At 56.3% G+C, this 17,304-nt stretch carries 18 protein-coding genes; 13 read left to right on the top strand and 5 right to left on the bottom strand.

The genetic code is table 11. The features are described 5' to 3' along the window. Positions 1-22: 22 nt before the first annotated feature. The 7 genes from dapF (at position 23) to corA (ending at position 6,711) form a co-directional block, all read left to right on the top strand. Complete coding sequence (dapF, locus tag GJ746_RS01025; RefSeq protein WP_154682612.1) at positions 23-847, top strand: diaminopimelate epimerase; 825 nt, start codon at positions 23-25, stop codon at positions 845-847. After that, positions 844-1,551, top strand: coding sequence for a DUF484 domain-containing protein (locus GJ746_RS01030; RefSeq protein ID WP_154678549.1), 708 nt, complete (start codon positions 844-846; stop codon positions 1,549-1,551). The genes dapF and GJ746_RS01030 overlap by 4 nt, the downstream gene beginning before the upstream one ends. Further along, positions 1,548-2,450, top strand: coding sequence for a tyrosine recombinase XerC (xerC, locus tag GJ746_RS01035; RefSeq protein WP_154678550.1), 903 nt, complete (start codon positions 1,548-1,550; stop codon positions 2,448-2,450). Before GJ746_RS01030 ends, xerC begins: the two co-directional genes overlap by 4 nt. Then, positions 2,450-3,166 carry a 5-amino-6-(5-phospho-D-ribitylamino)uracil phosphatase YigB gene (gene yigB / locus GJ746_RS01040; protein ID WP_154678551.1) on the top strand — a complete coding sequence of 239 codons (717 nt, stop codon included), beginning with the start codon at positions 2,450-2,452 and terminating at the stop codon, positions 3,164-3,166. The genes xerC and yigB overlap by 1 nt, the downstream gene beginning before the upstream one ends. Positions 3,167-3,243: 77 nt before the next feature. Next, entirely contained in the window at positions 3,244-5,406 is a 2,163-nt protein-coding gene (uvrD, locus tag GJ746_RS01045) for a DNA helicase II (protein ID WP_154678552.1), read from the top strand. Positions 5,407-5,554: 148 nt separating this feature from the next. After that, complete coding sequence (ysgD, locus tag GJ746_RS25560) at positions 5,555-5,611, top strand: YsgD/CorL family protein (protein ID WP_413773431.1); 57 nt, start codon at positions 5,555-5,557, stop codon at positions 5,609-5,611. 149 nt (positions 5,612-5,760) lie between these two features. After that, complete coding sequence (gene corA / locus GJ746_RS01050; protein ID WP_004107687.1) at positions 5,761-6,711, top strand: magnesium/cobalt transporter CorA; 951 nt, start codon at positions 5,761-5,763, stop codon at positions 6,709-6,711. 42 nt (positions 6,712-6,753) lie between these two features. Here the strand turns inward: corA and rarD are convergent, their stop codons facing one another. Both rarD and yigI read right to left on the bottom strand, forming a co-directional pair. Next, positions 6,754-7,647, bottom strand: coding sequence for an EamA family transporter RarD (gene rarD, locus GJ746_RS01055; protein WP_154678553.1), 894 nt, complete (start codon positions 7,645-7,647; stop codon positions 6,754-6,756). Between the two features lie 49 nt (positions 7,648-7,696). Further along, complete coding sequence (yigI, locus tag GJ746_RS01060; protein WP_004097567.1) at positions 7,697-8,161, bottom strand: acyl-CoA thioesterase YigI; 465 nt, start codon at positions 8,159-8,161, stop codon at positions 7,697-7,699. 155 nt (positions 8,162-8,316) lie between these two features. On the opposite strand from yigI, the gene pldA reads away from it, so the two are divergent. The 3 genes from pldA (at position 8,317) to rhtC (ending at position 11,765) form a co-directional block, all read left to right on the top strand. Further along, positions 8,317-9,189 carry a phospholipase A gene (pldA, locus tag GJ746_RS01065; RefSeq protein WP_154678554.1) on the top strand — a complete coding sequence of 291 codons (873 nt, stop codon included), beginning with the start codon at positions 8,317-8,319 and terminating at the stop codon, positions 9,187-9,189. Positions 9,190-9,256: 67 nt separating this feature from the next. After that, positions 9,257-11,083 carry an ATP-dependent DNA helicase RecQ gene (gene recQ / locus GJ746_RS01070; protein ID WP_154678555.1) on the top strand — a complete coding sequence of 609 codons (1,827 nt, stop codon included), beginning with the start codon at positions 9,257-9,259 and terminating at the stop codon, positions 11,081-11,083. Positions 11,084-11,144: 61 nt separating this feature from the next. After that, positions 11,145-11,765: a threonine export protein RhtC gene (rhtC, locus tag GJ746_RS01075; protein ID WP_154678556.1), complete on the top strand. Its 621-nt coding sequence runs from the start codon at positions 11,145-11,147 to the stop codon at positions 11,763-11,765. 42 nt (positions 11,766-11,807) lie between these two features. Here the strand turns inward: rhtC and GJ746_RS01080 are convergent, their stop codons facing one another. After that, on the bottom strand, positions 11,808-12,716 hold the full coding sequence (locus GJ746_RS01080; protein ID WP_154678557.1) for an Rpn family recombination-promoting nuclease/putative transposase: 909 nt from the start codon (positions 12,714-12,716) through the stop codon (positions 11,808-11,810). A gap of 162 nt (positions 12,717-12,878) precedes the next feature. Then, positions 12,879-13,499, bottom strand: a complete 621-nt coding sequence (rhtB, locus tag GJ746_RS01085; protein WP_154678558.1) for a homoserine/homoserine lactone efflux protein — start codon at positions 13,497-13,499, stop codon at positions 12,879-12,881. A gap of 109 nt (positions 13,500-13,608) precedes the next feature. Between rhtB and pldB the strand changes: the two genes are divergently transcribed. The 3 genes from pldB (at position 13,609) to GJ746_RS01100 (ending at position 16,433) form a co-directional block, all read left to right on the top strand. Then, the gene (gene pldB, locus GJ746_RS01090) at positions 13,609-14,601 is read left to right on the top strand and encodes a lysophospholipase L2 (RefSeq protein ID WP_154678559.1); all 993 of its coding nucleotides are present in this window, start codon (positions 13,609-13,611) and stop codon (positions 14,599-14,601) included. Positions 14,602-14,644: 43 nt separating this feature from the next. Further along, positions 14,645-15,445 (top strand): sugar/pyridoxal phosphate phosphatase YigL, encoded by an 801-nt coding sequence (yigL, locus tag GJ746_RS01095; protein ID WP_154678560.1) that lies wholly within the window; start codon positions 14,645-14,647, stop codon positions 15,443-15,445. 88 nt (positions 15,446-15,533) lie between these two features. Next, positions 15,534-16,433, top strand: coding sequence for a carboxylate/amino acid/amine transporter (locus GJ746_RS01100; RefSeq protein WP_154678561.1), 900 nt, complete (start codon positions 15,534-15,536; stop codon positions 16,431-16,433). Here the strand turns inward: GJ746_RS01100 and metR are convergent. Continuing rightward, positions 16,321-17,274 carry an HTH-type transcriptional regulator MetR gene (gene metR / locus GJ746_RS01105; RefSeq protein ID WP_154678562.1) on the bottom strand — a complete coding sequence of 318 codons (954 nt, stop codon included), beginning with the start codon at positions 17,272-17,274 and terminating at the stop codon, positions 16,321-16,323. The two genes, GJ746_RS01100 and metR, sit on opposite strands and share 113 nt — an antisense overlap. Positions 17,275-17,304 lie beyond the last annotated feature (30 nt).

A 17,304-nucleotide genomic window follows, 5' to 3' on the forward strand; every position in this document is an offset into this window, starting at 1 on the left:
TTCCGCGCAGCTGGAGTAGATGATGCAGTTCTCTAAAATGCATGGCCTTGGCAACGACTTTATGGTCGTTGACGCGGTAACTCAGAATGTTTTTTTCTCACCGGAACTGATTCGCCGCCTGGCGGATCGGCATCTTGGCGTGGGCTTCGATCAGCTGCTGGTGGTTGAACCGCCCTACGATCCCGAGCTCGATTTCCACTATCGAATCTTCAATGCAGACGGTAGCGAAGTGGCGCAATGCGGCAACGGCGCGCGCTGTTTCGCTCGCTTTGTGCGCCTGAAAGGTCTGACCAACAAGCGTGACATCCGCGTGAGTACGTCGAATGGCCGTATGGTATTAAGCGTAACGGAAGACGATCTGGTACGCGTTAATATGGGTGAGCCGAACTTTGAACCCTCACAGGTACCGTTCCGCGCTAACAAAGCGGAAAAGACCTATATTATGCGCGCCGCTGAACAGACAATATTGTGCGGCGTGGTATCGATGGGTAACCCACACTGCGTTATTCAGGTCGATGATGTAGAAACCGCGACGGTGGAAACGCTCGGCCCGGTGATGGAAAATCACGAGCGCTTCCCGGAGCGGGCGAACATCGGCTTTATGCAGGTGGTCAGCCGTTCCCATATTCGTCTGCGCGTGTATGAACGCGGCGCGGGCGAAACTCAGGCCTGCGGCAGCGGCGCCTGTGCTGCGGCGGCAGTCGGTATCCAGCAGGGATTACTGGGCGAGGAGGTCCGCGTGGAATTACCCGGCGGGCGTCTTGATATCGCCTGGAAAGGCCCGGGCCAACCGTTGTATATGACTGGCCCGGCGGCACATGTCTATGACGGATTTATCCATTTATGAAACAAGTCGGGGAAGAACAGCAGGAACTCGCCAGCGAGCTGAACGATCGCGCAGTGGTGGACTATCTGTTGCAACATCCTGAATTCTTTATTCGTAATGCGGCGCTGGTGGAGCACATGTCGGTTCCGCATCCGGTGCGTGGTTCGGTCTCGCTGGTAGAGTGGCACATGGCGCGGGCGCGGAACCATATCAACGTGCTGGAAGAGAATATGACGCTGCTGATGGAGCAGGCGACGGCTAACGAAAGTCTGTTTCAGCGCCTGTTTAACCTGCAAACGCGGCTGGCGTCAGCCGATAGCCTTGATGAAATGCTGAACCGTTTTCATCGCTGGGCGCGCGAGTTGGGGCTGGCGGGGGCTACGGTGCGCCTCTTTCCCGACAGCTGGTGGCTTGGTGCGCCTTCCAAATTCACCCATCTGGCGATAAGCCGTCAGGCGTTTGAACCCATTCGCATTCAGCGCCTTGGGCAGCAACGCCACTATCTTGGCTCATTAAACGGTCCGGAACTGCTGGTGGTACTGCCGGAAGCAAAAGCCATTGGCTCGGTGGCGATGTCGCTACTGGGGGGAGAGCAAGCGCCAGGCGTGATGCTGTTCAGCAGTCGCGATCCCCAACACTATCAGCAAGGTCAGGGGACGCAGCTATTGCAGGAAATTGCATCAATGCTCCCGGGATTGCTTGAGCGCTGGATCGAACGCGCATGAGCGACTCGCCGCTGCTTGCTTCCGTAGAGCGCTTTTTACGCTATCTCGGCGTAGAGCGTCAGCTGAGTCCGATAACGCTGCTGAACTATCGCCGTCAGCTGGAGGCGCTTATCATGCTGGCCGAAAACGCCGGGCTGAAAAGCTGGCAGCAGTGCGATGCCGCCCAGGTCCGTAGCCTTGCGGTGCGCAGCCGCCGTCAGGGGCTGGGGCCAGCCAGTCTGGCGTTACGTCTCTCCGCTTTGCGCAGCTTCTTTGACTGGCTGGTGAGCCAGGGTGAGCTGGCGGCTAATCCGGCGAAGGGGATTTCGGCGCCCAAAATACCGCGGCATCTGCCGAAAAATATCGATGTCGATGACGTTAACCGGCTGCTGGATATCGATCTTAACGATCCGTTGGCGGTCCGCGACAGAGCGATGCTGGAAGTGATGTACGGCGCCGGGCTGCGTCTGTCAGAGCTGGTGAATCTTGACATCAAGCACCTCGATCTGGAATCCGGCGAGGTGTGGGTGATGGGTAAAGGCAGCAAAGAGCGCCGCCTGCCGATTGGCCGCAACGCGGTGGTATGGATTGAGCACTGGCTCGACCTGCGCGGCCTGTTCGGTACCGATGAAGACGCCTTGTTCTTATCTAAACTGGGCAAGCGAATTTCAGCGCGTAACGTGCAAAAGCGCTTTGCCGAATGGGGCATTAAGCAGGGCCTCAACAGCCACGTGCATCCGCACAAGCTGCGCCACTCCTTCGCCACCCATATGCTGGAGTCGAGCGGCGATCTTCGCGGGGTACAGGAGCTGCTGGGCCATGCTAACCTTTCCACCACTCAAATTTATACCCATCTTGATTTTCAACACCTTGCCTCGGTGTACGATGCGGCGCATCCGCGCGCCAAACGGGGGAAATAATGCGTTTTTACCGACCTCTGGGCCAGATTTCCGCGCTGACGTTTGACCTGGACGATACCCTTTACGATAACCGCCCGGTAATTGATCGGACGCTGCATGAGTCGCTGAGCTTCGTGCGCAGCTATCATCCTGCACTGAGCCAGTTTGATGCCAGCGAACTTAACCGGCTGCGCCAGACATTGCTGGCATCGGAGCCGGAGATTTACCACGATGTGACCGAGTGGCGGCGTCGGGCGCTGGAGCTGGGGATGATCAACGCCGGGCTTTCTGCGGCGCTGGCGAAAACGGGGGCCGATGAAGCGATGGCGAACTTCGCCCACTGGCGCAGCCGGATCGACGTCCCGCAAGAGACGCACGATACGCTGGCTAAGCTCGCTGAAAAGTGGCCGCTGGTGGCGATTACTAACGGTAACGCCCAGCCGGAACTCTTTGGCCTGAGCGACTACTTCCGTTTTGTCCTGCGTGCGGGTCCGGATGGGCGCTCGAAACCCTTTGCCGATATGTATCATCTGGCAGCGGAGCGGCTGGAGCTGCCGCTGGGGCAGATTCTGCACGTCGGGGACGATCTGACCACCGACGTGGCAGGCTCTATCCGCTGCGGCATGCAGGCCTGCTGGATCAAACTGCAGGGCGCAGACCTGATGCGCACCGCCGACAGCCGTCTGCTGCCGCACATCGAAATTTCACGGTTGGCATCTCTGACCTCGCTGATATAATCGTCAGTAGTTCTGTATAAATTAACAGTAGCCCGGTGAAGGTAACGTTGCCGGGCGCCTTATTTCCGGCGGTGCCAATGGACGTTTCTTACCTGCTCGACAGCCTCAATGATAAACAGCGCGAAGCCGTTGCGGCATCACGTACTAACATGCTGGTTCTGGCGGGAGCGGGCAGCGGTAAGACGCGCGTGCTGGTGCACCGCATTGCCTGGCTGCTGAGCGTTGAGAACTGTTCTCCTTACTCCATCATGGCGGTCACCTTTACCAACAAAGCGGCGGCGGAAATGCGCCATCGTATCGGTCAACTGATGGGCACCACCCAGGGCGGTATGTGGGTAGGCACCTTCCACGGCCTGGCGCACCGGCTGCTGCGCGCTCATCACCTTGACGCCGGACTACCGCAGGATTTCCAGATCCTCGACAGCGAAGATCAGCTGCGCCTGCTTAAGCGCCTGATTAAGGCGATGAATCTCGATGAGAAGCAGTGGCCGCCGCGGCAGGCGATGTGGTACATCAACGGCCAGAAAGATGAAGGGCTGCGCCCGCATCATATTCAGAGCTACGGTAATCCGGTGGAGCAGACCTGGCAGAAGGTGTATCAGGCCTATCAGGAAGCCTGCGATCGCGCGGGGCTGGTGGATTTCGCCGAGCTGCTGCTGCGCGCGCATGAGCTGTGGCTTAACAAGCCGCACATTCTTCAGCACTACCGCGAGCGCTTTACCAATATCCTGGTGGACGAATTCCAGGATACCAACAATATTCAGTACGCGTGGATCCGTCTGCTGGCGGGCGATACCGGCAAGGTGATGATCGTTGGCGATGACGACCAGTCGATTTACGGCTGGCGCGGCGCGCAGGTGGAGAACATCCAGCGCTTCCTCAACGATTTTCCCGGCGCGGAAACCATCCGTCTGGAGCAGAACTACCGTTCGACCAGCAATATCCTCAGCGCGGCCAACGCCCTGATTGAGAACAACAGCGGTCGTCTGGGCAAAAAGCTGTGGACCGACGGCGCCGACGGCGAGCCGATTTCGCTCTACTGTGCGTTTAACGACCTTGATGAGGCGCGCTTTGTCGTCAACCGCATCAAAACCTGGCAGGAAAACGGCGGGGCGCTGGAGCAGTGCGCGATCCTGTATCGCAGTAACGCCCAGTCGCGCGTGCTGGAAGAGGCGCTGCTGCAGGCCAGCATGCCGTACCGTATTTATGGCGGCATGCGCTTCTTCGAACGCCAGGAGATCAAAGATGCGCTCTCCTATCTGCGCCTGATCGCCAACCGTAACGACGACGCGGCGTTTGAGCGCGTGGTGAATACCCCGACGCGCGGCATTGGCGATCGCACCCTGGACGTAGTGCGCCAGACCTCGCGCGACCGGCAGCTGACGCTGTGGCAGGCCTGCCGCGAGCTGTTAAAAGACAAAGTCCTGGCCGGGCGCGCCGCCAGCGCTTTACAGCGCTTTATGGAGCTCATTGACGCGCTGGCGCAGGAGACCGCCGATATGCCGCTGCACGTGCAGACCGACCGGGTGATTAAAGACTCTGGCCTGCGCATGATGTACGAGCAGGAGAAAGGTGAAAAAGGCCAGACGCGTATTGAGAACTTAGAGGAGCTGGTAACGGCGACCCGCCAGTTCAGCTACAACGAAGAAGATGAAGATCTTATGCCGCTTCAGGCGTTTCTTTCCCACGCGGCGCTGGAAGCGGGCGAAGGGCAGGCGGATACCTGGCAGGATGCGGTACAGCTGATGACTCTGCATTCGGCGAAAGGTCTGGAGTTCCCGCAGGTATTTATCGTCGGGGTGGAAGAGGGGATGTTCCCGAGCCAGATGGCTCTTGATGAGGGCGGCCGCCTGGAAGAGGAGCGCCGCCTGGCCTACGTGGGCGTGACCCGCGCCATGCAGAAGCTCACGCTGACCTATGCGGAAACCCGCCGCCTGTATGGTAAAGAGGTTTATCATCGCCCATCGCGTTTTATCGGCGAGCTGCCGGAGTCGTGCGTGGAAGAGGTGCGGCTGCGCGCGACGGTGAGCCGTCCGGTCAGCCACCAGCGCATGGGGACCCCGATGGCGGAAAACGACACCGGCTATAAGCTGGGCCAGCGCGTGCGCCATGCCAAATTTGGCGAAGGCACTATTGTGAACCTCGAAGGCAGCGGCGAACACAGCCGCCTGCAGGTCGCGTTTCAGGGCCAGGGGATCAAATGGCTGGTAGCGGCCTATGCCCGTCTGGAAACAGTGTAACTTTAAGAAAAATATAATTATTTTGTAATATTCTGCTACCTTTATACGTTAAGGAGCTTGAATTGCTCTTTAGCGTTCCGTTGCGTGTTGACGCCGTTTTTGCGCTGGCGTAACATGCGCGCACGATTACGCTAAGAGGACATTCGCCTTGGACACACCCAGTAGATGCTGGCTCAATTTCCTGTCCATCAGGAGCAACTCCTAAGGCTATCCTCTGATGCTGATAGCCTTAGCGGTTGTCGGCGACTCGTTCTATTCCCGTCGCTCTGAGTCAGGCTTAATGGTCTGAAACCCAAATTGTTTCTGTGTGCCCACCGAACTGTCCGATAATTTTTTGCATTGGGAGTCCCGGTCATGCTGAGCGCATTTCAACTGGAAAACAATCGTTTAACGCGCCTGGAAGCCGACGAAATCAAGCACCTCGCCAGTTCGGTGTGGGTCGATCTTGTCGAGCCTGACGATGATGAACGAAGCCGCGTGCAAACGGAATTGGGCCAGAACCTGGCGACGCGCCCGGAGCTGGAAGACATCGAAGCGTCAGCGCGTTTCTTTGAGGACGAAGACGGCCTGCATATCCACTCATTTTTCTTTTTCGAAGATGCAGAGGATCACGCCGGTAACTCTACCGTGGCGTTTACTATCCGCGAAGGCCGTTTGTTTACCCTGCGCGAGCGGGAGCTGCCCGCTTTTCGCCTGTATCGTATGCGCGCCCGCAACCAGTCGATGGTGGATGGTAACGCCTACGAACTGCTGCTGGATCTGTTCGAAACTAAAATCGAACAGCTGGCGGATGAAATTGAAAACATCTACAGCGATCTGGAAAAGCTCAGCCGGGTAATTATGGAAGGCCGTCAGGGTGATGATTACGACGAGGCGCTCTCTACGCTGGCGGAGCAGGAAGATATCGGCTGGAAAGTTCGCTTGTGTCTGATGGATACCCAGCGCGCGCTGAATTTCCTCGTGCGTAAGGCGCGTCTGCCGGCAGGTCAGCTGGAGCAGGCGCGTGAGATCCTGCGCGATATCGAATCCCTGCTGCCGCACAATGAATCTCTGTTCCAGAAGGTCAACTTCCTGATGCAGGCGGCGATGGGCTTTATTAACATCGAGCAGAACCGCATCATCAAAATCTTCTCGGTGGTTTCCGTGGTCTTTCTGCCGCCGACGCTGGTGGCTTCCAGCTACGGGATGAACTTCGAGTTTATGCCCGAGCTGCACTGGAGCTTTGGCTACCCCGGCGCGATTGTCTTTATGATGCTCGCCGGTCTGGCGCCGTATCTCTACTTTAAGCGTAAAAACTGGTTGTAAAAAAAGGAGCTTCGGCTCCTTTTTTTGACTACAGGTTTGTCTTTACGCCTTATACGTCCGGCGTAGTGTGTAAACAGCATCCATCACGAAAATCGCCAGCGCCACCCAGATAAAGGCGAAGGTCACCATCTTATCCACGCCCGGCACTTCGCCGTAGAAGGTCACAGCCAGCAGGAACATCAGCGTCGGACCGATATACTGGAAAAAGCCCAGCGTGGAGAGACGCAGACGCGTTGCTGCCCCGGTAAAGCACAGCAATGGGACCGTGGTGACCACACCCGCCGCCATCAGCAGCAGATTCAGCGACCATGGGTTCTGACCCATATGGCTGGTCGGGCTATCGGCAATGCCGAACAGATAAATTGCCGCGACCGGCAGCAGCCATAGCGTTTCAAACAGCATCCCGGTTTGCGCATCAACGGCAATCTTTTTACGCAGCAGGCCGTAAAAAGCGAAGCTGAAGGCCAGGCCCAGCGCGATTATCGGCAGCGAGCCGAAGGTCCATAGCTGTACCAGCACGCCGCAGGCGGCCAGCAGTACCGCCAGCCACTGCATCCGTCGGAAACGCTCCCCGAGAAAGAGCATCCCCAGCAGAATATTCACCAGTGGGTTAATAAAATACCCCAGGCTGGCTTCCAGCATATGATGGTTATTGACTGCCCAGATAAACAGCAGCCAGTTACCGCCCACCAGCACGGCAGACAGCGCCAGCAGGAACACTTTCTTCGGCGTTTTCAGCAGTCTTTTAACCTGCGGCCACTGACGGCTGACGCTGACCAGAGCCACCATAAAGAAGAAGGACCAGATCACGCGGTGAGTCAGAATTTCATCGGCGGGAACATAGTAGATAAGCTTGAAGTACGCCGGCGCGATACCCCAGATAAAATAGGCGGCCAGGGCCAGCAGAACCCCTACCCGCGTTTGTTTAGCATCCATCGATACAAATCCATTGCCAAAGAGAGTGATGTTACTCGATTTATGGTAATCAACCCACCATATACGTCGCCGTGGCGCTGGCGATATAAACCTGCTCTTCGTTATGCAGCTCAACGCGGGCCACCGCGACTTTGTTACCGGCGCGCAGCAGGCTGCTGGTGGCGGTGAAGCGTTCCCCGCGGCCCGGTCGCAGATAGTCGACGCGCAGGTCGATGGTTCCCATCCGCGACAGGCGCTGGCGCAGTTCTTCTTCGTTGATGGTGTCGTGGCGAGTCAGCGTGCTGCCAACGCATACCAGTCCCGCAGCGACGTCCAGCGCAGAGGCGATCACTCCGCCGTGTAAAATGCTTTGCGCCCAGTTGCCAACCATCATCGGCTGATTGTTGAAACTAAGCTGAGCGAACTCTTTTTCATAGCGCTCCAGCTCCAGCCCTAAGGCGCGGTTAAAAGGCATATGGTAGACGAAGATTTCTCCCACCAGCTTAAGGGCGGCGGCGGCGGTTAGTTCTGACATAACAACACTTCCATAAGTTAATGAAATGTTGATTTTATGCTTCTGAAATATTGATTTCTACTTTAAGAACGGATAACAGGTCAGAAGACACATAAATAGGTAGAATGCTTCCAGGGTTAAACAGAAATAATAATTATCCATCCAGGAGAACAGCAATGCGTATCTCTTTGGCCTGCCTGCTGGCGCTTGTTGCGCTTCCGGCCGGCGTTCTGGCGCAGGACGCGCCAGTGAATAACCAGGTCCACGATACCCCGACCGTTCGCGGGAGCATTATCGCCAACCTGTTACAGGACCATGATAATCCATTCCTGCTGTATCCCTACGAGAGCAATTATCTGCTCTATACGTGGACCAGCGATCTCAATAAAGAAGCGATTCGCAGCTACGACTGGGCGGAGAACGCGCGTAAGGATGAAGTGAAGTTCCAGCTTAGCCTGGCGTTTCCGCTGTGGCGGGGGATCCTCGGTGAAAATTCCCTGCTGGGCGCGTCTTATACGCAAAAATCCTGGTGGCAGCTCTCTAATAGCAAAGAATCGGCGCCGTTTCGCGAAACTAACTATGAGCCGCAGCTGTTCCTCGGTTTCGCGACCGATTACTCGCTGGCGGGCTGGACGCTGACCGATGTTGAAATGGGCTATAACCATGATTCCAACGGCCGCTCGGATCCCACTTCCCGCAGCTGGAACCGCCTTTATACCCGGCTGATGGCGCAACATGGCAACTGGTTGGTAGAGGTGAAGCCCTGGTATGTGATTGGCAGCACCGACGATAATCCGGATATCACCAAATATATGGGTTATTACCGCCTTAAAGTGGGCTATCAGCTGGGCGACGCTATACTCAGCGCCCAGGGGCAATACAACTGGAATACCGGCTACGGCGGCGCCGAGCTAGGGGTGAGCTATCCGATCACCAAACACGTGCGCGTCTATACTCAGGTCTATAGCGGTTATGGCGAGTCACTCATCGATTATAATTTTAATCAGACCCGCGTTGGCGTCGGGCTGATGCTCAACGATCTGTTTTAATCGTTGCACTCTGGCTCTCAGGCGCTGAAAATAGCGCCTGTTTTCTTTTCTGGCATATGGGGTCAACGTGGCGCAGGCGGAAGTATTAAATCAGGAATCGCTGGCTAAGCAGGTTTTACAAGAAACCTTCGGCTACCAGCAGTTTCGCCCGGGCCAGGAAACCATTATCGATACGGCGCTGGCCGGGCGTGATAGCCTGGTCGTGATGCCGACCGGCGGCGGCAAGTCGCTGTGTTATCAGGTTCCGGCGCTGGTGCTGGGCGGGTTGACCGTCGTGGTATCACCGCTCATTTCACTGATGAAAGATCAGGTCGATCAGCTACTGGCTAACGGCGTGGCGGCGGCATGCCTGAACTCGACGCAGAGCCGGGAGCAGCAGCAGGAAGTGATGTCCGGATGCCGCAGCGGGCAAATTCGCCTGCTGTATATCGCTCCGGAGCGCCTGATGCTGGATAACTTCCTTGAGCATCTCACGCACTGGAACCTGGCGATGGTGGCGGTGGACGAGGCGCACTGTATTTCCCAGTGGGGCCACGATTTCCGTCCGGAATACGCCGCGTTAGGGCAGCTGCGCCAGCGGATACCGCAAATTCCGTTTATGGCGCTGACCGCCACCGCCGACGATACGACTCGTCGCGATATTGTTCGTCTTCTGGATTTAAACGACCCGTTCGTGCAGGTCAGCAGCTTCGACCGCCCCAATATCCGCTACATGCTGATGGAGAAGTTTAAGCCGCTGGATCAGCTGATGCGCTACGTGCAGGATCAGCGCGGGAAGTCGGGCATTATCTACTGTAATAGTCGTTCGAAGGTGGAAGATACCGCCGCGCGGCTGCAAAGCCGCGGTATCAGCGCGGCGGCCTATCATGCCGGGCTGGAAAATCATATTCGCGCCGATGTGCAGGAGAAATTCCAGCGCGATGACCTGCAAATCGTAGTGGCGACGGTGGCCTTTGGTATGGGGATCAACAAACCGAACGTCCGTTTTGTGGTGCATTTCGATATCCCGCGCAATATTGAATCCTATTACCAGGAAACCGGACGCGCCGGGCGCGATGGCCTGCCTGCCGAGGCGATGCTGTTTTACGATCCGGCGGATATGGCGTGGCTCAGACGCTGCCTTGAAGAGAAGCCCGCCGGGCCGCTGCAGGACATTGAACGCCATAAGCTCAACGCGATGGGGGCTTTTGCCGAAGCGCAAACCTGCCGCCGTCTGGTGCTGCTTAACTACTTTGGCGAAGGGCGTCAGGAGCCGTGCGGCAACTGCGATATTTGTCTCGACCCGCCGAAACAGTACGATGGTTTAATGGACGCGCGGAAGGCGCTGTCGACGATTTATCGCGTTAATCAGCGCTTTGGTATGGGCTATGTGGTAGAAGTGCTGCGCGGTGCCAACAATCAGCGTATTCGCGAGATGGGGCATGATAAATTGCCCGTCTACGGCATTGGGCGCGAACAGAGCCACGAGCATTGGGTCAGCGTCATCCGCCAGCTTATCCATTTAGGTCTGGTGACGCAGAATATTGCTCAGCACTCCGCGTTACAGCTAACGGAAGCCGCTCGTCCGGTCCTGCGCGGCGATGTGACGCTGCAGCTTGCCGTGCCGCGTATTGTGGCGCTGAAGCCAAAAGCAATGCAGAAATCCTTTGGCGGTAATTACGATCGCAAACTGTTTGCTAAGCTGCGCAAACTGCGTAAGGCGATTGCCGATGAAGAGAATATTCCGCCTTACGTGGTGTTCAACGATGCGACGCTGATCGAAATGGCCGAGCAAACGCCGCTGACTGCCGGTGAAATGCTGAGCGTCAACGGCGTAGGTACGCGTAAGCTTGAGCGCTTTGGTAAAGAGTTTATGGCTCTGATTCGGGCGCATGTGGATGGCGATGATGAGTAGTCAACCAGGCGAAAAAGTGTAAAGATAGTTTTCGTCTTAACTATTTCCCTGCGAGTTAATTATGTTGACGCTCTTTTTCACCGTGGCCCTGGTGCATATCATTGCGCTAATGAGTCCTGGCCCGGACTTTTTCTTTGTCTCACAAACCGCCGTTAGTCGCTCCCGTAAAGAGGCGATGATGGGGGTGTTAGGGATCACCTGCGGTGTAATGGTGTGGGCAGGAATTGCGCTGCTCGGCCTGAACCTGATTATTGAGAAGATGGCCTGGCTGCATACCATTATTATGGTCGGCGGCGGCCTGTATCTGTGCTGGATGGGCTTCCAGATGCTGCGCGGCGCGCTGAAAAAAAATGAAGCGGCGGCTGCAGAACCGCAGGTTGAGCTGGCGCGCAGCGGTCGGAGCTTCCTGAAAGGTCTGTTGACCAATCTGGCGAACCCAAAAGCGATTATTTACTTTGGTTCCGTGTTCTCGCTGTTTGTCGGCGATAGCGTAAGTTCCGGCGCACGCTGGGGGATTTTCCTGCTGATCGTGCTGGAGACGCTGGCATGGTTTACGGTGGTTGCCAGTCTGTTTGCCCTGCCGGGCATGCGTCGGGGCTATCAGCGGATGGCGAAGTGGATCGACGGCATTGCCGGTACGCTATTCGCCGGCTTCGGTATTCATCTGATTATTTCGCGCTAAGCGTTCTGCGGCCCGCCTGAGGGGTTATGGGCGGGCCGGATATTAATGACGGAGCTGCTGCAAATCGTCGTGCGTCAGACCGGTCATTTCCATAACCGCCGCTGCATCAATCCCCCGTTCGAGCATGGCCTTCGCGACGCTAAGAAGCGCAGTGCGTTTGCCCTCTATTATGCCTTCCTTAATGCCCTTCTGCATACCTTCCTCAAGCCACTTTTCTGCCAGAGTCATCAGTACACCTCCATGTTGCGGCACCCGCTGTGCCAGCTCATATAATAGCGGCCGAACATCCTGCTCTTCTCCCGCCTGGGTCATATATTTTATCAGGACGGTAATTTGTTGTCTGCTCATCTGTTCCAGCATCAGCAGGCTGGTGAGCTTGTCGACGAGCTCAGCCATATCCCGCTGCCGTATATGCTTTTGTACCAGCGTCAGGGCCGCCATACTCCGGTGCTGCATGATTTCGTCATCGGGGATAACGGTAATATCGACCAGCGGGAAGGCGGTGGAGTAAATCTGGCGCGCAGTTTCCGGATCGGCAAAGCTTTCCAGCCAGTCCAACGACCAGGGATAGGGGCTTCGCCGTCCCTGATAAAAAAGAATTGGGATCACCAGAGGTAGCGTTTTATGCCCTCCTTCGATGTGCCGCTGCATAGCCGCGATGGCGTAGCGCATTAAACGAAACGCCATTAATTTATCTGGCGAGCTTTGATGTTCAATCAGGACGTGTACATAGCCGCAACCGCTGGTCGTTTCCAGAGAATAGAGGATATCGCTGTAGTATGGCCGCAGATCATCTTCAATAAAGCTTCCTGACTCAAGGCGTAGCGTATTCAGTTTACAAATTTGTCTGAGTGAGGGGGGCAGATGGATCTCTATAAAATCCCGCGCGGTTTCCACGCGGGAGAGAAAGGTTCTGAATACCGCATCGTGAGGGGTTGCCGCTTCTGCCATCGTTTTCATCCACGAAGAAGAGAATCTGGCGGCATTCTGGCACTGGCGCAGCGAGGTCAACAGCGGGCAAAAAAATTATCTTCGTTCTTTGCGCACCTGCTCGGCTGATGATGTCGCTACGCCCGGAAATCTAACGTTAATTTGCGAGCGAGCTTCCATTCATCAGGCGTGGCGCGCGGAGGCCAGCAGGGCGCCGACCAGCATAAACAGCGAACCGAATACCTTATTCAACGCTTTCATCTGTTTCGGCCCCTTAATCCATGCCGCGATACGCTGCGCCAGCGTGGCGTAGCCGATCATCACGATAATATCGACCACGATGGTGGTGACGCCGAGCACGAGGTACTGCATCACCTGGGGCTGGTGCGGCACGATAAACTGCGGGAACAGCGCGGCGAGGAACACGATGCTTTTTGGGTTGGTCAGATTCACGAACACCGCGCGTTTAAAGAGTTTGCCGCGGGTCTGCACTTTCGCCAGCGTATTCAAATCGATAGAGCCCGCGGCTCGCCATTGCTGAATACCGAGCCAGATGAGATAAGCAGCGCCTGCCCATTTCAGGATTTCAAAGGCCAACAGCGAACGAGAAAATAGCGTACCCAGGCCAACGCCGACCAGTACGATATGGATTCCAAGCCCGGTCTGTAGCCCGGCAATGGAGGCTACAGCGCCGCGATAGCCATGGTTAATGGAGGTGGTCATGGTATTTATCGCCCCGGAACCCGGTGACAGGCTGAGAATAATTGATGTCAGCAGATAGGCAAACCACCACTCGAACGTCATGAGAAACTCCCTGATTGTCTGTTTTTATGCCACAATACGCTATTGTGTAAGCATTGTGTGATGCACGACAAAAAAACGATTTTCAGCGGTTATCAGGGGTGTAAGCCCGATGTTTTTGCAGCAAAAGGACTGGGAAACACGAGAAAACGCGTTTGCGGCCTTTACCATGGGGCCACTGACCGATTTCTGGCGTCAGCGGGAAGAGGCCGAATTTACGGGCGTAGATAATGTTCCGGTACGCTTTGTTCGCTTCTGCGCCACAACTCACGACCGGGTAGTGGTTATTTGCCCCGGACGCATTGAAAGCTATGTGAAGTACGCTGAGCTGGCTTACGATCTTTTCCGCAGCGGCTTTGACGTGATGATTATCGATCATCGAGGTCAGGGACGCTCCGGGCGCATGCTTTCCGATACCCACCGCGGACACGTTGTTAATTTCAGCGATTACGTCGACGATCTCGCCGCTTTCTGGGAGCAGGAAGTGGTCCCCGGCCACTGGCGGAAACGGTTTATACTGGCCCACTCGATGGGTGGGGCAATTGCGACGCTATTTTTGCAGCGCTACCACCAGTATTGCGATGCGATGGCGCTCTGCGCGCCAATGTTTGGCATTGTCATGCGCCTGCCTGACTGGATGGTGCGTCATATTCTCGATTGGGCTGAGGGCCATCAGCGCATCCGTGAAGAGTATGCCCTCGGAACCGGTCGCTGGCGGGCACTGCCCTTTGCGGTCAACGTACTGACGCACAGCCGTCAACGCTATCGTCGCAACCTCCGTTTTTACGCCGATGAACCACAGCTGCGGGTCGGCGGGCCAACGTTCCACTGGGTGCGCGAGGGGATTCTGGCCGGCGAAGAGGTGCTGGCCGGTGCGGCAAAAGACGTTACGCCAACGTTATTGCTCCAGGCGGAAGAAGAGCGAGTGGTCGATAACCGTATGCACGATCGCTACTGTGAACTTCGCGCCGCTGGCGGTCATCCCTGTGAAGGGAATAAGCCGTTTGTCATAGAAGGGGCATACCATGAGATCCTTTTTGAAAAGGACGCCATGCGCTCGGTCGCGCTAAACGCTATCGTCGATTTTTTTAGTCGACACACTTAATCCGGCGAAACGCTCGTCGCCCTGTTTAGAGGTTAAAATTTTTATGTACCAGGTTGTTGCGTCTGACTTAGATGGCACGTTGCTTTCCCCCGATCACTGCTTAACCCCCTACGCCAAAGAGACGCTGAAGCTGCTTACCGCGCGCGGTATCAATTTCGTATTTGCGACCGGCCGTCATTACATCGATGTCGGGCAAATTCGCGATAATCTCGGCATTAAATCCTATATGATCACCTCTAACGGCGCTCGCGTACACGATAGCGAAGGAAAGCAAATATTTGCTCACAACCTTGATCGCGATATTGCCGCCGATCTGTTTGAGGTTATGCGTAACGATCCGGCAATCGTGACGAATGTGTATCGTGAAGATGAGTGGTATATGAACCGCCATCGTCCGGAGGAGATGCGTTTCTTCAAAGAAGCGGTATTTAACTACAAGCTTTACGAGCCGGGCGAACTCGATCCTGAAGGCATCAGCAAGGTCTTTTTCACCTGCGATAAGCATGAGCATCTGCTGCCGCTGGAGCAGGCAATCAACGCCCGCTGGGGCGATCGCGTGAACGTGAGCTTCTCTACCGTAACCTGCCTCGAAGTGATGGCCGGCGGCGTGTCAAAAGGACATGCGCTGGAAGCCGTCGCGAAAATGCTCGGCTATAGCCTGAAAGAGTGCATTGCCTTCGGTGACGGCATGAACGATGCGGAAATGCTGTCGCTGGCGGGTAAGGGCTGCATTATGGCCGACGCGCACCAGCGGTTGAAAGATTTGCATCCTGAACTGGAAGTGATCGGCAGCAACGCCGATGACGCCGTCCCGCACTATCTACGTAAACTCTATCTTGATTAAAAAAGATTGACGTTTGCTTTATAAGTGAACAGTTGTCAACCAATCACTTCGCTACAATGAGTGTTCTTTACTCTGTGAGACATTCATTGTGGCGCTACTGATTATTACCACCATCCTGTGGGCCTTCTCCTTCAGCCTGTATGGCGAATATCTGGCAGGCCACGTCGATAGCTATTTCGCGGTGCTGGCGCGCGTTGGCCTGGCGGCATTAGTATTTTTACCTTTCCTGCGCTCCCGCGGGCAGAGCCTGTCAACCATCGGCCTGTATATGCTGGTAGGTGCGATGCAGCTTGGCATCATGTACATGCTGAGTTTCCAGGCCTACTTGTACCTGACGGTGTCCGAACTTCTGCTGTTTACCGTCCTGACGCCGCTTTATATCACGCTGATTTACGATGTAATGAGCCGCCGCCGTCTGCGCTGGGGCTACGCCTTTAGCGCTCTGCTGGCGGTGATCGGCGCGGGGATTATCCGTTACGACCAGGTGACCGATCATTTCTGGACCGGTTTGATCCTGGTACAGCTCTCCAACATTAGCTTCGCTATCGGCATGGTGGGCTACAAGCGCCTGATGGAAACGCGTCCGATGCCGCAGCATAACGCCTTCGCCTGGTTCTACGTCGGGGCGTTTCTGGTAGCGACAGTGGCCTGGTTGATGCTGGGTAACGCGCAGAAAATGCCGGAAACCTCGCTGCAGTGGGGCATTCTGGTATTTCTTGGCGTGGCGGCATCGGGAATTGGCTACTTCATGTGGAACTACGGCGCTACCCAGGTGGATGCCGGTACGCTCGGCATCATGAATAATATGCATGTGCCGGCCGGGCTGCTGGTAAACCTTGCTATCTGGCATCAACAGCCCCGCTGGCCAAGCTTTATCACAGGAGCTCTGGTGATCCTGGCCTCGCTATGGGTCCATCGGCGCTGGGTCGCTCCGCACTCCGCACAAACGGTAAATGATCGCAAGCGTGGTTCCGCGCTGAGCGAATAAACGCCTCGGTGGCCGGCTGATGCTGCTCGCCGTCGCGTACCGCGGCGTACAGTCGGCTCCACAGGCCCTCGCCGAGGGTTTTGGTGATCACCAGCCCCTGGCGCTCAAAGCTCTCCACGACCCAGTGCGGCAGGGCGGCGATGCCCATCCGCGCAGCAACCATCTGAATTAACAGCAGCGTATTATCGACGCTCTTCAACTGCGGGCTGACCCCCGCTGGCTGCAGGAAGTGACGCCAGATATCCAGGCGCCCGCGCTGCACCGGATAAATCAGCAGCATCTCGGTTGCTAAATCCTCAGGCGCAATACGCGTCTTTGCCGCCAGCGGATGGTCCGGCGCCATTACCAGCCGCACTTCGTAATCAAACATCGGCGAATAGTGCAGGCCGCTGCGCGGCAGAATATCAGAGGTCATAACCAGGTCCAGTTCGCCCTGCTGCAGGCCCGGCTGCGGGTCGAAGGTGACCCCGGACTGAAAATCCACTTCCACATGCGGCCAGCGGGCGCGGAAATTCTCCAGCGCCGGGGTGAGCCATTGAATACAGCTATGGCATTCGATGGCGATACGCAGACGGGTTTGCTGCGGCTCGTTGCAATCCTGCAGGGCGCGGCTAATTTGCGGCAGCACCTGATTGGCCAGCTGCAGCAGGATCTCTCCCTGCGGCGTAAAGCGCAGCGGCTGACTTTTGCGCACAAAAAGACGGAAGCCAAGGCGCTGTTCCAGATCGCTGAACTGGTGGGATAAGGCGGACTGTGTCTGGTGCAGGGCCGCCGCCGCGCCCGCCAGAGAACCGCTGTTCCGCAACGCCTGGAGCGTTTTCAGGTGTTTAATTTCGATCATGAAAGTCCTTCACTTCGGCATGAATAATTT

The organism is Klebsiella oxytoca, from assembly GCF_009707385.1.
Taxonomy (GTDB): domain Bacteria; phylum Pseudomonadota; class Gammaproteobacteria; order Enterobacterales; family Enterobacteriaceae; genus Klebsiella; species Klebsiella oxytoca_C.